Origin of the sequence: Lacinutrix sp. Hel_I_90 (assembly GCF_000934685.1) — a bacterium.
Classification (GTDB): Bacteria; Bacteroidota; Bacteroidia; order Flavobacteriales; family Flavobacteriaceae; genus Lacinutrix.
Genome location: NZ_JYNQ01000001.1, coordinates 783,732 through 800,529 on the forward strand (window position 1 = coordinate 783,732; position 16,798 = coordinate 800,529).

Below are 16,798 nucleotides of genomic sequence, written 5' to 3' on the forward strand. Positions count from 1 at the left end.
ATTTATAATTAATGCCAGAATAGGACAATTAATACAAGCTAATATATATTATTTTCATAAAAATGAATTAATAAAAAGATAAAGTGTATTATTTTAACTTTGTATGGCTCAAAACAGTATCATTATAGACACTTTTTATGATGCCATCTGCAAGCCCTATTTTTGGAACATAAATATCCTTTGCGCCACTCCATTTCATCGCAGACAAATAAATGCGTGTCGCAGGAATGATAACATCTGCTCTATCTTGATTCAAATCTAGCTGCGTGATGCGCTCTTCGTAGGAATACGATTGCAGCATATTATAATAAGACGTTAAATAAAAATAGGTTAACGGCTTACCAATAGCTTTTCCTGAAATTTTAAAAATTTTATTGATGTTACCACCAGAACCAATAACATCAACCTTTTCATAGTCTTTTGTTTGCATTTTTATCCATGCTTCTAACTCTTGCCATGTTTCTTTTTTTACAATATCATTTAGCAAACGCACCGTTCCTATTTTAAAAGATTTTGACACTACTTTCTCTCCATTATGGATAACACTAAACTCCGAGCTTCCGCCACCAACATCTACATATAAGTAGGTTTTATTATTATCGATAAAAGCATGTAAATCTGTCGCCGCAATAATAGCAGCTTCTTCTTCTCCTTCAATGATATCTATAGGAATTCCTGTTTTCTTTAAGATGAGCTTAGACACTTCCTTTCCATTACTAGCTTCTCGCATGGCAGAAGTGGCACAGGCTTTAAATTTATCAACACGATGCGATTTCATCAACAAGGCAAAAGCTTGCATGGTATCAATCATACGCTGTGTGTTTTCTGTTGAAATTTCAGAATTTAAAAACACATCAGCTCCTAAACGAATAGGCACGCGAACTAATGAGCTTTTCCTAAATATAGTTGGCTTATCTCTTTCTTCTATAATATTAGAAATCAATAATCTAACAGCATTGGATCCAATATCTATAGCAGCATATTTTAAAATTTTAAGCATTTAGTTTAGCTTGTTTTTATAGTATTCATAAGTCTCAAATTGAGTTCTTATTCTTGGTTTATTATTCTTTTTGTAATTGTTTTTTTGAGTTTTATCTAAGATTCTTGCTTTCACATTATCATTCCAACAAATTTCAAAAGTATCTATCAATTCTGCTTTTATTTCTTCATCATAAATCGGGCAACTCACCTCTACTCTGTTTTCTATATTTCGTGTCATCCAATCTGCAGACGAAATATACACTTTTGGTTTATTATCGTTACAAAAAGTATATAATCTAGTATGTTCTAAAAACTTATCAATAATACTTATCACTTCTATATTCTCACTCATATTTGGAACACCTGGAACTAAGCAGCAAATACCGCGAACCACCATTCTTATTTTTACACCTGCTCTACTTGCTTCATACAACTTATCAATCATTTTATAGCTTGAGATACTATTCATTTTTAAATGAATATACGCGGGTTTCCCTGCCATTTTATTTGCTATTTCTTGATCTATTAAATTAAAGAACACATTTCTTGTATAGTGAGGAGAAGTAATAATATGCTTATATCTATAGATTTTATAATTTACAGAGAAGAAACTGAAAATTTTATTGATGTCTTTTAGTATTTTTTGATTCGCAGTAAAAAGAGTATAATCGGTATATACTTTAGCAGTAGATTCGTTGAAGTTTCCTGTACTTATAAAACCATAACGCACTAATCTATTATTTTCTTCGCGTTCAACAATACACATTTTACTATGCACTTTAAGACCTTGTACCCCAAATATTAATTGTACACCTTCCCGTTGCATTTGCTCTGCATATTCTATATTAGCTTGCTCATCAAAACGTGCCTGTATTTCCATAGAGACTGTTACTTTCTTTCCATTAATTGCAGCGTTAATAAGAGAACTTGCCACTTGAGAAATTTGTGCCAACCTATAGATTGTGATTTTTATAGTTTTTACCTTGGGATCTAATGCAGCCTCTCTTAAAAACTTAACCGTATAAGCGAAGGTATGATATGGTGTGTATTGCAGGTAATCTTTTTTTGCAATAGCCTCAAAAATACTTGTTTCTAAACTTAATCCTTTTATGGGCAAGGGTTGAATTTTATCGTACAATAAATCTGTTCTTCCTAAACTTGGAAAACTCATGTAATCGCGACGGTTATGATATCGCCCTCCAGGAATGATACTGTCTGAAGATTCAATTCCCATTTTATTCATCAAAAAATTGAGCGTCTTTTCATCAATGGTTTTGTCATAAACAAAACGAATAGGCTCACCGTCTTGTCTATCTTTTACGCTGTCGCTTATTTTTTCCATGAAACTCTTACTCAAGTCACTTTCTAAATCCAATTCTGCATCACGCGTAATTTTAATCATATGAGCAGTAATCGATTTGTAGTCGAAGATATTAAAAATGTCATGTAAACAGTATCGTAGCAAGTCGTCAACCAATATAACATACTGCTTATTATCCTCCTTTGGTAAAACAACAAAGCGCTCCATACTTTTAGAAATTTCAACTAAGGCATACCGATTTTTGCCAGAGTTCAACTCCATATTTACTGCCAAATAGGCCGCACTATCTTTAAGGTTAGGAATAGAAATTTCGTCATCTAAGATAATGGTAACTAAAGCAGGGCTAATGTTTTGAATGAAATAATTCTTAATGAAATCTTTTTGCTTTTTTGAAATTTGAGTCTCATTAATAATATAAATATTTTCTTTTTTTAGCTGCGAGTGAATGCCGCTAAGAATCTTTAAACTAGCCGATTGGTGTTTAATTGCGATCTGAGTGATAATTTCTAACAATTGAGATGCTTTTATACCACCAAGTTCACTTTTCCCTCCTCTTCCAGCTTCATCAATACGCTTTACTGTGGCGTATCTTACTTTAAAAAACTCATCTAAATTATTAGAAAAAATACCTAAGAACCGAAGCCGTTCTATTAATGGAACGGTCTCATCTGAAGCTTCTTGAAGAACACGTTCGTTGAACTGTAACCAACTTAACTCTCGATTTATATAGGTATTAACCTTAGATTTTTTAATCATTAAAAACAATATTTACAGCAAATATATTCTATTGTTCTCATTAAATTAAATCCTGAATGTTAGTATTACCTTAAATGTTTAGGAAAAACAATTAATTTTGTTTCCCCTTTTTTTAAATTTTCCCAGCGGTCTATATTAAAATCTATTTGAACAAATCCTGAGGTAGTCACATTAGTTATAGCAACACTTCCCAACTGATTCGCTAAGTTCGTCAGCGCATAATTATGACCAAAAACAAGCACTTTATCGATTGAATTATCACAGGATTTTAAAACGTTCAACAAGCCTTCTCCAGAGAAGTCATATAAAGCTTTCATAAACTCTATTTTAACTACATCAAGTTCTAAATTTTCTATAAAAATTTCAGCCGTTAACCTTGTTCTTTTTGCAGAACTACATAAAATAAGTTCTGGCTTAATATTTTTACTTTCTAAATGTTTAGAGACCAAATGCGCATCTTTAACCCCTCTTTTTTTTATAGGTCTATCAAAGTCTTGTAGATTATTATTCCAACAAGATTTTGCATGCCTAACAAAATAGACCGTTTTAACACCTTTCGTCGCATTTAATTGCATCTTATCGTTTTTTGTGTGATTATAAACGTTTAAACGAGTATTTAAGTTATTTAACTCTTTTTTTTGAATTAATATGTAAATACTGTTTCATTTGTAAATGCTATTAACAACCCTACAAATTAACCTACTTGAGTTCATGTAATGTACTTCCCTTCAATGTAGATAATTAAGCTGTAATTATTTAATAGCATATTAAATAAAACAAATTGAGTATGTTATGAAATTACTTTCGCTATTAGTATTTTATGCCTTATTGAATCGTATTGAACACCTTTTTTATTCAGTATTAATAAAGCCTAGCGCTATTTCATTAAAAATTACTCAAGATAATAACAATATTAACTAAAAGTAATTGATTTGAAAATTTTATCCAAAAATTATTCGAGTTTAGTTTTATTTATACTTTTTGCATTTGTCGCTAATATTGCATCTGCTCAAGTTAAAACAACATTCACTCCGCGCTACAACGAAAACATAAGTGGTGATTTTACAATGATTGCTAATAATGTTTTATCTAGAACAGCTACCACAGATTACAATGGACAAGGTGGTAATCATGATTTTACAGATAATGTCTATGTTGATATTGATAGTGATCCCAGCACATTTAATTCCAGTAGCGCAAATTTATCTAATCCAAAACCTAATGCTCAGTGTTTAACTATAGAAAAAGTATTTCTCTATTGGGCAGCAGCAGATAAAGGCGATGTCCAAAATGGTAATGAACTTGACAATCAACCCAATTGGAATTTTAACGAAGTAAAATTAATGCTGCCTAACCAAACAGCATACACAACGATAGTAGCAGATGACATTATTTATAGAGGCCGTGATGAAAATCCGCATTTTATGAATGATCCCTATATCTGTGTAAAAGATATTACTAATTCGGTTCAGAATCTAAGCAACCCCTTTGGGAAATATCAGGTAGCAAACGTAGAAGCTAAAACTGGGGCTTTAAACTCTCATGCTAGTTCTAATACTGGTACATCAGGTGGTTGGCAAATGGTAGTTGTTTATCAAAGCCCTTCTTTAAGACCGAAAAATGTAACGGTGTTTGATGGTTATGCACATATTAGAAGTGTTACTGCCAGTGTAGATGTGTTCTTTGATGGTTTTCAAACTGTTGCAAATGGTGCTGTAAGAGCTAATATTTTAATGGGAGCTCTTGAAGGTGATAGAGATATTAGTGGTGATAGACTGCAAATAAGAAACGTTGCCAATAATTTCGTAGACCTAGATGCACCTTTAAGAGATGCTGATAATTTTTTTAACAGTAGAATAACAATAGGTCCTAGTAACGGTAACAATAATTTCACTGATAGAAATCCAGCCAGCACAAATACATTAGGATTTGATGCAGCAATTTTCCCTTTATCAAATGGTGGCAATTCACTTATAGGTAACAATCAAACCTCTGCTACTTTTCGTATAACATCCACTCAAGAAACATATGGTCTATACTTATTAGGTCTCTCTGTTGAAGTATACAAACCGGTGTTAGACATGATACTTACAGGAACCCCGGCTTCTGTAACGCCACAAACAAGTCCAACAAATTTAGATTTCAATCTTGAAATCACAAATTCTGGAAATGATAATGCCGAAAATGTGGTATTAACCACCACCATAAATCCTGCGGCAACATTAGTGGAGCCAATTATAGGCCTGCCTTCTGGTGTAACTTATACTTTTGATGCGCTTACTAATATTTTAACATTTAATGTTGATAATGGTATATTTGATATAGGAAATCCAGAACTAAATATTAATTTTCAAACGCAAATAAAAGATAAATGCTATTTTTTAGAAAATGGATGTATTGATGAGTTTGGTCTTCAATTTGAAGCATACTATAATGGAGAAATTAATACAATTTATCAAACCACTGACAGTTCTCATTCTTCAAATGCTTGTCAGGTTGGAAACAATCTTCCAACAGTAATTACAATTAATGATCCTTCTCCCGCAAATTGGATTACAACCCCTGGAGCGCTTGATGTAACTGTAGAATGTTCAGATGCCACGGCATTAAATAATGCGCAAACATTAGTACCTGTAGCCTCATGTTCTGGATTGACCCCAATAAAAACTCAAGGCTCTTTTGTTCCTGACAGTGGTTCTTGTTCTAATAATGGTAGCTATACAAACACATGGACCTTTACTGATGCTTGTGGTAATACCATCGCTGACTATACACAAACCATTACTATTGAAGATACTACGGCGCCAAGCTTTACGGTGCCTGCTGATATAACTATCAACTGTGAGCAAGATCCTAGTGATTTAAGCCTAACTGGTGATGTAACTACTGAAGCTGATAATTGTGATACCACTTTAGACGCTACTTATTCAGATAGTACGGCTGCTGGTTCTTGTGCTAACGCCTCAGTAATTACCAGAACTTGGACACTAAGCGATGACTGTAATAACACCACCACTGCAGTACAAACCATTACTATTGAAGATACTACGGCGCCAAGCTTTACGGTACCTGCTGATATTACTATCAACTGTGAGCAAGATCCTAGTGATTTAAGCCTAACCGGTGATGTAACTACTGAAGCTGATAATTGTGATACCACTTTAGAGGCTACTTATTCAGATAGTACAGCTGCTGGTTCTTGTGCTAATGCCTCAGTGATTACCAGAACCTGGACACTAAGCGATGATTGTAATAACACCACCACTGCGGTACAAACCATAACTATTGAAGATACTACAGCGCCTAGCTTTACGGTGCCTGCTGATATTACTATCAACTGTGAGCAAGATCCTACTGATCTAAGCCTAACCGGTGATGTAACTACTGAAGCTGATAATTGTGATACGACTTTAGAGGCTACTTATTCAGATAGTACAGCTGCTGGTTCTTGTGCTAATGCCTCAGTGATTACCAGAACTTGGACACTAAGCGATGATTGTAATAACACCACCACTGCGGTACAAACCATTACTATTGAAGATACTACAGCGCCAAGCTTTACGGTACCTGCTGATATAACTATCAACTGTGAGCAAGATCCTACTGATTTAAGCCTAACAGGTGATGTAACTACTGAAGCTGATAATTGTGATACCACTTTAGAAGCTACTTATTCAGATGCAACGGCTGCTGGTTCTTGTGCTAATGCCTCAGTGATTACCAGAACTTGGACACTAACTGATGATTGTAATAACACCACCACTGCGGTACAAACCATTACTATTGAAGATACTACGGCGCCAAGCTTTACGGTGCCGGCTGATATTACTATCAACTGTGAGCAAGATCCTAGTGATTTAAGCCTAACCGGCGACGTGACTACTGAAGCTGATAATTGTGATACCACTTTAGAGGCTACTTATTCAGATAGTACGGCTAATAATGCCTGTGCCTCAGTGATTACCAGAACTTGGACACTAAGCGATGATTGTAATAACACCACCACTGCGGTACAAACCATTACTATTGAAGATACTACAGCGCCAAGCTTTACGGTACCTGCTGATATAACTATCAACTGTGAGCAAGATCCTACTGATTTAAGCCTAACAGGTGATGTAACTACTGAAGCTGATAATTGTGATACCACTTTAGAAGCTACTTATTCAGATGCAACGGCTGCTGGTTCTTGTGCTAATGCCTCAGTGATTACCAGAACTTGGACACTAACTGATGATTGTAATAACACCACCACTGCGGTACAAACCATTACTATTGAAGATACTACGGCGCCAAGCTTTACGGTGCCGGCTGATATTACTATCAACTGTGAGCAAGATCCTAGTGATTTAAGCCTAACCGGCGACGTGACTACTGAAGCTGATAATTGTGATACCACTTTAGAGGCTACTTATTCAGATAGTACGGCTAATAATGCCTGTGCCTCAGTAATTACAAGAACTTGGACACTAACGGATGATTGTAATAACACCACCACTGCGGTACAAACCATTACTATTGAAGATACTACGGCGCCAAGCTTTACGGTGCCTGCTGATATAACAATCAACTGTGAGCAAGATCCTAGCGATTTAAGTCTAACCGGTGATGTAACTACTGAAGCTGATAATTGTGATACCACTTTAGAGGCTACTTATTCAGATGCAACGGCTGCTGGTTCTTGTGCTAATGCCTCAGTGATTACCAGAACTTGGACACTAAGCGATGATTGTAATAACACCACCACTGCGGTACAAACCATAACTATTGAAGATACTACGGCGCCAAGCTTTACGGTGCCTGCTGATATAACTATCAACTGTGAGCAAGATCCTAGTGATTTAAGCCTAACTGGTGATGTAACTACTGAAGCTGATAATTGTGATACCACTTTAGACGCTACTTATTCAGATAGTACGGCTGCTGGTTCTTGTGCTAACACCTCAGTAATTACCAGAACTTGGACACTAAGCGATGACTGTAATAACACCACCACTGCAGTACAAACCATTACTATCGAAGATACTACGGCGCCAAGCTTTACGGTGCCTGCTGATATTACTATCAACTGTGAGCAAGATCCTAGTGATCTAAGCCTAACAGGTGATGTGACTACTGAAGCTGATAATTGTGATACTACTTTAGACGCTACTTATTCAGATACTACGGCTAATAATGCCTGTACCTCAGTAATTACAAGAACTTGGACACTAAGCGATGATTGTAATAACACCACCACTGCAGTACAAACCATTACTATTGAAGATACTACAGCGCCAAGCTTTACGGTGCCTGCTGATATAACAATCAACTGTGAGCAAGATCCTAGTGATTTAAGCCTTACAGGTGATGTGACTACTGAAGCTGATAATTGTGATACCACTTTAGAAGCTACTTATTCAGATACAACGGCTGCTGGTTCTTGTGCTAATGCCTCAGTGATTACCAGAACTTGGACACTAAGCGATGATTGTAATAACACCACCACTGCGGTACAAACCATTACTATTGAAGATACTACGGCGCCAAGCTTTACGGTGCCTGCTGATATAACTATCAACTGTGAGCAAGATCCTAGTGATTTAAGCCTAACAGGCGACGTGACTACTGAAGCTGATAATTGTGATACCACTTTAGAGGCTACTTATTCAGATAGTACAGCTGCTGGTTCTTGTGCTAATGCCTCAGTAATTACCAGAACTTGGACACTAAGCGATGACTGTAATAACACCACCACTGCAGTACAAACCATTACTATTGAAGATACTACGGCGCCAAGCTTTACGGTGCCTGCTGATATAACTATCAACTGTGAGCAAGATCCTAGTGATTTAAGCCTAACAGGCGACGTGACTACTGAAGCTGATAATTGTGATACCACTTTAGAGGCTACTTATTCAGATAGTACAGCTGCTGGTTCTTGTGCTAATGCCTCAGTAATTACCAGAACTTGGACACTAAGCGATGACTGTAATAACACCACCACTGCAGTACAAACCATTACTATTGAAGATACTACGGCGCCAAGCTTTACGGTGCCTGCTGATATTACTATCAACTGTGAGCAAGATCCTAGTGATTTAAGCCTAACCGGTGATGTGACTACTGAAGCTGATAATTGTGATACCACTTTAGAAGCTACTTATTCAGATGCAACGGCTGCTGGTTCTTGTGCTAATGCCTCAGTGATTACCAGAACTTGGACACTAACGGATGATTGTAATAACACCACCACTGCAGTACAAACCATTACTATTGAAGATACTACAGCGCCAAGCTTTACGGTGCCTGCTGATATAACTATCAACTGTGAGCAAGATCCTAGTGATTTAAGCCTTACAGGTGATGTGACTACTGAAGCTGATAATTGTGATACCACTTTAGAGGCTACTTATTCAGATAGTACGGCTAATAATGCCTGTGCCTCAGTAATTACAAGAACTTGGACACTAAGCGATGATTGTAATAACACCACCACTGCAGTACAAACCATTACTATTGAAGATACTACGGCGCCAAGCTTTACGGTGCCTGCTGATATAACTATCAACTGTGAGCAAGATCCTAGTGATTTAAGCCTAACTGGTGATGTAACTACTGAAGCTGATAATTGTGATACCACTTTAGAGGCTACTTACTCAGATAGTACGGCTGCTGGTTCTTGTGCTAACGCCTCAGTGATTACCAGAACTTGGACACTAAGCGATGATTGTAATAACACCACCACTGCGGTACAAACCATTACTATTGAAGATACTACGGCGCCAAGCTTTACGGTGCCTGCTGATATAACTATCAACTGTGAGCAAGATCCTAGTGATTTAAGCCTAACAGGCGACGTGACTACTGAAGCTGATAATTGTGATACCACTTTAGAGGCTACTTATTCAGATAGTACAGCTTCTGGTTCTTGTGCTAACGCCTCAGTAATTACCAGAACTTGGACACTAAGCGATGATTGTAATAACACCACCACTGCAGTACAAACCATTACTATTGAAGATACTACAGCGCCAAGCTTTACGGTGCCTGCTGATATTACTATCAACTGTGAGCAAGATCCTAGTGATTTAAGCCTAACCGGTGATGTGACTACTGAAGCTGATAATTGTGATACCACTTTAGAGGCTACTTATTCAGATAGTACAGCTGCTGGTTCTTGTGCTAACGCCTCAGTAATTACCAGAACTTGGACACTAAGCGATGACTGTAATAACACCACCACTGCAGTACAAACCATTACTATTGAAGATACTACGGCGCCAAGCTTTACGGTGCCTGCTGATATAACTATCAACTGTGAGCAAGATCCTAGTGATTTAAGCCTAACCGGTGATGTAACTACTGAAGCTGATAATTGTGATACGACTTTAGAGGCTACTTATTCAGATAGTACAGCTGCTGGTTCTTGTGCTAATGCCTCAGTGATTACCAGAACTTGGACACTAACTGATGATTGTAATAACACCACCACTGCGGTACAAACCATTACTATTGAAGATACTACGGCGCCAAGCTTTACGGTGCCTGCTGATATAACTATCAACTGTGAGCAAGATCCTAGTGATTTAAGCCTAACAGGCGACGTGACTACTGAAGCTGATAATTGTGATACCACTTTAGAGGCTACTTATTCAGATAGTACAGCTGCTGGTTCTTGTGCTAATGCCTCAGTAATTACAAGAACTTGGACACTAAGCGATGATTGTAATAACACCACCACTGCGGTACAAACCATTACTATTGAAGATACTACAGCGCCAAGCTTTACGGTGCCTGCTGATATAACTATCAACTGTGAGCAAGATCCTAGTGATTTAAGCCTAACAGGCGACGTGACTACTGAAGCTGATAATTGTGATACCACTTTAGAAGCTACTTATTCAGATACAACGGCTGCTGGTTCTTGTGCTAATGCCTCAGTGATTACCAGAACTTGGACACTAACTGATGATTGTAATAACACCACCACTGCAGTACAAACCATTACTATTGAAGATACTACGGCGCCAAGCTTTACGGTGCCTGCTGATATAACTATCAACTGTGAGCAAGATCCTAGTGATTTAAGCCTAACCGGTGATGTAACTACTGAAGCTGATAATTGTGATACGACTTTAGAGGCTACTTATTCAGATAGTACAGCTGCTGGTTCTTGTGCTAATGCCTCAGTGATTACCAGAACTTGGACACTAACTGATGATTGTAATAACACCACCACTGCGGTACAAACCATTACTATTGAAGATACTACAGCGCCAAGCTTTACGGTGCCTGCTGATATAACTATCAACTGTGAGCAAGATCCTAGTGATTTAAGCCTAACAGGCGACGTGACTACTGAAGCTGATAATTGTGATACCACTTTAGAAGCTACTTATTCAGATAGTACGGCTAATAATGCCTGTGCCTCAGTAATTACAAGAACTTGGACACTAACGGATGATTGTAATAACACCACCACTGCGGTACAAACCATTACTATTGAAGATACTACGGCGCCAAGCTTTACGGTGCCTGCTGATATAACAATCAACTGTGAGCAAGATCCTAGTGATTTAAGTCTAACCGGTGATGTAACTACTGAAGCTGATAATTGTGATACGACTTTAGAGGCTACTTATTCAGATACAACAGCTGCTGGTTCTTGTGCTAATGCCTCAGTAATTACCAGAACTTGGACACTAAGCGATGACTGTAATAACACCACCACTGCAGTACAAACCATTACTATTGAAGATACTACAGCGCCAAGCTTTACGGTACCTGCTGATATTACTATCAACTGTGAGCAAGATCCTAGTGATTTAAGCCTAACAGGTGATGTAACTACTGAAGCTGATAATTGTGATACCACTTTAGAGGCTACTTATTCAGATAGTACAGCTTCTGGTTCTTGTGCTAACGCCTCAGTAATTACCAGAACTTGGACACTAAGCGATGATTGTAATAACACCACCACTGCAGTACAAACCATTACTATTGAAGATACTACAGCGCCAAGCTTTACGGTGCCTGCTGATATTACTATCAACTGTGAGCAAGATCCTAGTGATTTAAGCCTAACCGGTGATGTGACTACTGAAGCTGATAATTGTGATACCACTTTAGAGGCTACTTATTCAGATAGTACAGCTGCTGGTTCTTGTGCTAACGCCTCAGTAATTACCAGAACTTGGACACTAAGCGATGACTGTAATAACACCACCACTGCAGTACAAACCATTACTATTGAAGATACTACGGCGCCAAGCTTTACGGTGCCTGCTGATATAACTATCAACTGTGAGCAAGATCCTAGTGATTTAAGCCTAACCGGTGATGTAACTACTGAAGCTGATAATTGTGATACGACTTTAGAGGCTACTTATTCAGATAGTACAGCTGCTGGTTCTTGTGCTAATGCCTCAGTGATTACCAGAACTTGGACACTAACTGATGATTGTAATAACACCACCACTGCGGTACAAACCATTACTATTGAAGATACTACGGCGCCAAGCTTTACGGTGCCTGCTGATATAACTATCAACTGTGAGCAAGATCCTAGTGATTTAAGCCTAACAGGCGACGTGACTACTGAAGCTGATAATTGTGATACCACTTTAGAGGCTACTTATTCAGATAGTACAGCTGCTGGTTCTTGTGCTAATGCCTCAGTAATTACAAGAACTTGGACACTAAGCGATGATTGTAATAACACCACCACTGCAGTACAAACCATTACTATTGAAGATACTACGGCGCCAAGCTTTACGGTGCCTGCTGATATAACTATCAACTGTGAGCAAGATCCTAGTGATTTAAGCCTAACTGGTGATGTAACTACTGAAGCTGATAATTGTGATACCACTTTAGAGGCTACTTACTCAGATAGTACGGCTGCTGGTTCTTGTGCTAACGCCTCAGTGATTACCAGAACTTGGACACTAAGCGATGATTGTAATAACACCACCACTGCAGTACAAACCATTACTATTGAAGATACTACGGCGCCAAGCTTTACGGTGCCTGCTGATATAACTATCAACTGTGAGCAAGATCCTAGTGATTTAAGCCTAACAGGCGACGTGACTACTGAAGCTGATAATTGTGATACCACTTTAGAGGCTACTTATTCAGATAGTACAGCTTCTGGTTCTTGTGCTAACGCCTCAGTAATTACCAGAACTTGGACACTAAGCGATGATTGTAATAACACCACCACTGCAGTACAAACCATTACTATTGAAGATACTACAGCGCCAAGCTTTACGGTGCCTGCTGATATTACTATCAACTGTGAGCAAGATCCTAGTGATTTAAGCCTAACCGGTGATGTGACTACTGAAGCTGATAATTGTGATACCACTTTAGAGGCTACTTATTCAGATAGTACAGCTGCTGGTTCTTGTGCTAACGCCTCAGTAATTACCAGAACTTGGACACTAAGCGATGACTGTAATAACACCACCACTGCAGTACAAACCATTACTATTGAAGATACTACGGCGCCAAGCTTTACGGTGCCTGCTGATATAACTATCAACTGTGAGCAAGATCCTAGTGATTTAAGCCTAACAGGCTGATCGTGACTACTGAAGCTGATAATTGTGATACGACTTTAGAAGCTACTTATTCAGATAGTACAGCTGCTGGTTCTTGTGCTAATGCCTCAGTGATTACAAGAACTTGGACACTAACGGATGATTGTAATAACACCACCACTGCGGTACAAACCATTACTATTGAAGATACTACGGCGCCAAGCTTTACGGTGCCTGCTGATATAACAATCAACTGTGAGCAAGATCCTAGTGATTTAAGTCTAACCGGTGATGTAACTACTGAAGCTGATAATTGTGATACGACTTTAGAGGCTACTTATTCAGATACAACAGCTGCTGGTTCTTGTGCTAATGCCTCAGTAATTACCAGAACTTGGACACTAAGCGATGACTGTAATAACACCACCACTGCAGTACAAACCATTACTATTGAAGATACTACAGCGCCAAGCTTTACGGTACCTGCTGATATTACTATCAACTGTGAGCAAGATCCTAGTGATTTAAGCCTAACAGGTGATGTAACTACTGAAGCTGATAATTGTGATACCACTTTAGAAGCTACTTATTCAGATGCAACGGCTGCTGGTTCTTGTGCTAATGCCTCAGTGATTACCAGAACTTGGACACTAAGCGATGACTGTAATAACACCACCACTGCAGTACAAACCATTACTATTGAAGATACTACGGCGCCAAGCTTTACGGTGCCTGCTGATATAACTATCAACTGTGAGCAAGATCCTAGTGATTTAAGCCTAACCGGTGATGTAACTACTGAAGCTGATAATTGTGATACCACTTTAGAGGCTACTTATTCAGATGCAACGGCTGCTGGTTCTTGTGCTAACGCCTCAGTAATTACCAGAACTTGGACACTAACTGATGATTGTAATAACACCACCACTGCAGTACAAACCATTACTATTGAAGATACTACAGCGCCAAGCTTTACGGTGCCTGCTGATATTACTATCAACTGTGAGCAAGATCCTACTGATCTAAGCCTAACAGGTGATGTGACTACTGAAGCTGATAATTGTGATACGACTTTAGAGGCTACTTATTCAGATACAACGGCTGCTGGTTCTTGTGCTAATGCCTCAGTGATTACCAGAACTTGGACACTAACTGATGATTGTAATAACACCACCACTGCGGTACAAACCATTACTATTGAAGATACTACAGCGCCAAGCTTTACGGTGCCTGCTGATATTACTATCAACTGTGAGCAAGATCCTAGTGATTTAAGCCTAACAGGCGACGTGACTACTGAAGCTGATAATTGTGATACCACTTTAGAGGCTACTTATTCAGATAGTACGGCTAATAATGCCTGTACCACGGTGATTACCAGAACTTGGACACTAACTGATGATTGTAATAACACCACCACTGCGGTACAAACCATTACTATTGAAGATACTACGGCGCCAGAATTAATAAGTCCTATAGATACGACTATCAATGTGGTTTGTTCTGAAATACCAGAAATCCCTACTGTGGAGTTTAGCGACAACTGTTCTAGTACAGCAGATATTTTGGTCGTATTTGAAGAGACAAATGGATTCAATGAAAATGGTGAAGACTATCAAATAATAAGAGAGTGGACAGTAAGTGATGCTTGTGAGAATACTGCTGTTTATACACAAATATTAAATGTTAGTAATGAAAATACTGTCATAGAAGTAAATGATGAGCGCTGTACAGATGATGGTAATATTGACTTATTTGATTACTTAGCTGCTGAAACAGATACTACTGGTACTTGGGAAATAGTTTCAGGCAATACTACAATAACAGATGGAATTTTCGATCCATTAGCGGCTGAATTAGGAGCTTATGTATTTAGCTACGTATCGACCACGGACTTTTGCCGAGAAACAACAAGAGTTACTATAGATATTAATGATGATTGTGTAGTTTTACCTTGTGGCGTTGAAGCCTTTAAAATTTCAAAAGCCATAACACCAAATGGTGACGGTTATAATGATTTCTTCGCTGTACAAGGTTTAAGCAAATGCGGATTCGTTATTAATTTAAAAATATTTAACAGATATGGTGGTATCATTTTTGAAAGCGAAAACTATCAAAACGACTGGGATGGCTCTTCTATTAAAACCTCTCTCGGAGGTGCTGATAAATTACCAAACGGAACCTATTACTATGTGATTGTTTTGAAAGATAGCGGCTTAGACCCTATGACCGGACCATTATATCTTGGAACAAAATAAAATTTAATGAAAAAAAACACGTCCTACATATTTGTCTTTCTATTGTTTTGTTGTGCCTTTTCATATGCACAACAGCTCCCTCAGTTTTCGCAATATATGTTTAATACCATCTCTATAAACCCCGCTTATGCTGGTAGTAGAGAAACCTTAAGTGTTGTTGGCTTGCATAGGAGCCAATGGGTTGGCTTAGAAGGTGGCCCTACAACGCAAACACTTTCTATACATTCCCCTTTGAGAAACGAAAAAGTCGGTTTAGGACTCTCTGTTATAAATGATCAACTTGGCTTCGAGAATTTTGTATTTGTATATGGTGATTTCTCATATACCATTAATACCGGAGAAAAAACAAAACTAGCATTTGGTTTAAAGGCTGGTCTAACTCATTATAATTTAGACAACTTTGGTTTTTTAGATGATGATGCCGTATATTCTGACCCCTTTTTCAGTGATGTTAGTAGCCGTTGGAATCCTAATATAGGTCTTGGTTTATTTTGGCATACAAACAAGTGGTATGTTGGCTTATCTGCACCAAGAGTATTAAACACCGATTATAATTTATCAAACAGGGTTGAAAATGTAGATTATTTAGCGCTTGAGCGTATTGGTTATTACCTAACTGGTGGATATGTCTTTAATTTGAGTGAAAATACAAAATTTAAACCTGCGGTTTTAGCAAAAGTGACTAATGGCGCTCCGATCTCTTTTGATATTAATGCCAATTTTCTGTTTTTTGAAAAACTTTGGTTAGGTGGAGGTTATAGATACAATCAAGACACGACCACTCTAGGCGGGCTCATAGATTTTCAAGTGTCACAAGAATTGCGAATTGGTTACACCTATGAATATTTTCTCTCAGATTTAAGACCTTATACCAGCGGTACTCACGAAATACTGTTAATGTACGAGATATTCAAACCTCAAAAACGAATTAAATCACCTAGATACTTTTAGTTACT

At 37.9% G+C, this 16,798-nt stretch carries 6 protein-coding genes; 3 read left to right on the forward strand and 3 right to left on the reverse strand.

The window, feature by feature from the left end:
- Positions 1-88: 88 nt before the first annotated feature.
- From GQ46_RS03405 to GQ46_RS03415, 3 genes are all read right to left on the reverse strand, one after another.
- Positions 89-1,000 carry a Ppx/GppA phosphatase family protein gene (locus tag GQ46_RS03405; RefSeq protein ID WP_044398396.1) on the reverse strand — a complete coding sequence of 304 codons (912 nt, stop codon included), beginning with the start codon at positions 998-1,000 and terminating at the stop codon, positions 89-91.
- Entirely contained in the window at positions 1,001-3,058 is a 2,058-nt protein-coding gene (gene ppk1 / locus GQ46_RS03410; RefSeq protein WP_044398398.1) for a polyphosphate kinase 1, read from the reverse strand.
- A gap of 65 nt (positions 3,059-3,123) precedes the next feature.
- Entirely contained in the window at positions 3,124-3,633 is a 510-nt protein-coding gene (locus GQ46_RS03415) for a histidine phosphatase family protein (protein ID WP_044398400.1), read from the reverse strand.
- A 357-nt stretch (positions 3,634-3,990) separates the two neighbouring features.
- Here GQ46_RS03415 and GQ46_RS17855 point away from each other — a divergent pair, with 357 nt between their 5' ends.
- From GQ46_RS17855 to GQ46_RS03430, 3 genes are read left to right on the forward strand one after another with little or no spacing between them, the layout of a single operon-like run.
- Positions 3,991-13,626 (forward strand): hypothetical protein, encoded by a 9,636-nt coding sequence (locus GQ46_RS17855; RefSeq protein WP_044398402.1) that lies wholly within the window; start codon positions 3,991-3,993, stop codon positions 13,624-13,626.
- A 2-nt stretch (positions 13,627-13,628) separates the two neighbouring features.
- Complete coding sequence (locus GQ46_RS03425; protein ID WP_044398404.1) at positions 13,629-15,842, forward strand: gliding motility-associated C-terminal domain-containing protein; 2,214 nt, start codon at positions 13,629-13,631, stop codon at positions 15,840-15,842.
- 6 nt (positions 15,843-15,848) lie between these two features.
- Positions 15,849-16,793, forward strand: coding sequence for a type IX secretion system membrane protein PorP/SprF (locus GQ46_RS03430; RefSeq protein ID WP_044398406.1), 945 nt, complete (start codon positions 15,849-15,851; stop codon positions 16,791-16,793).
- Positions 16,794-16,798: the final 5 nt, after the last annotated feature.

Coding starts and splice junctions, on each gene's coding strand:
- GQ46_RS03430 (WP_044398406.1), top strand. CDS start 15,849: ATGAAAAAAAACACGTCCTACATATTTGTCTTTCTATTGTTTTGTTGT.
- ppk1 (WP_044398398.1), bottom strand. CDS start 3,058: ATGATTAAAAAATCTAAGGTTAATACCTATATAAATCGAGAGTTAAGT.
- GQ46_RS03405 (WP_044398396.1), bottom strand. CDS start 1,000: ATGCTTAAAATTTTAAAATATGCTGCTATAGATATTGGATCCAATGCT.
- GQ46_RS03415 (WP_044398400.1), bottom strand. CDS start 3,633: ATGCAATTAAATGCGACGAAAGGTGTTAAAACGGTCTATTTTGTTAGG.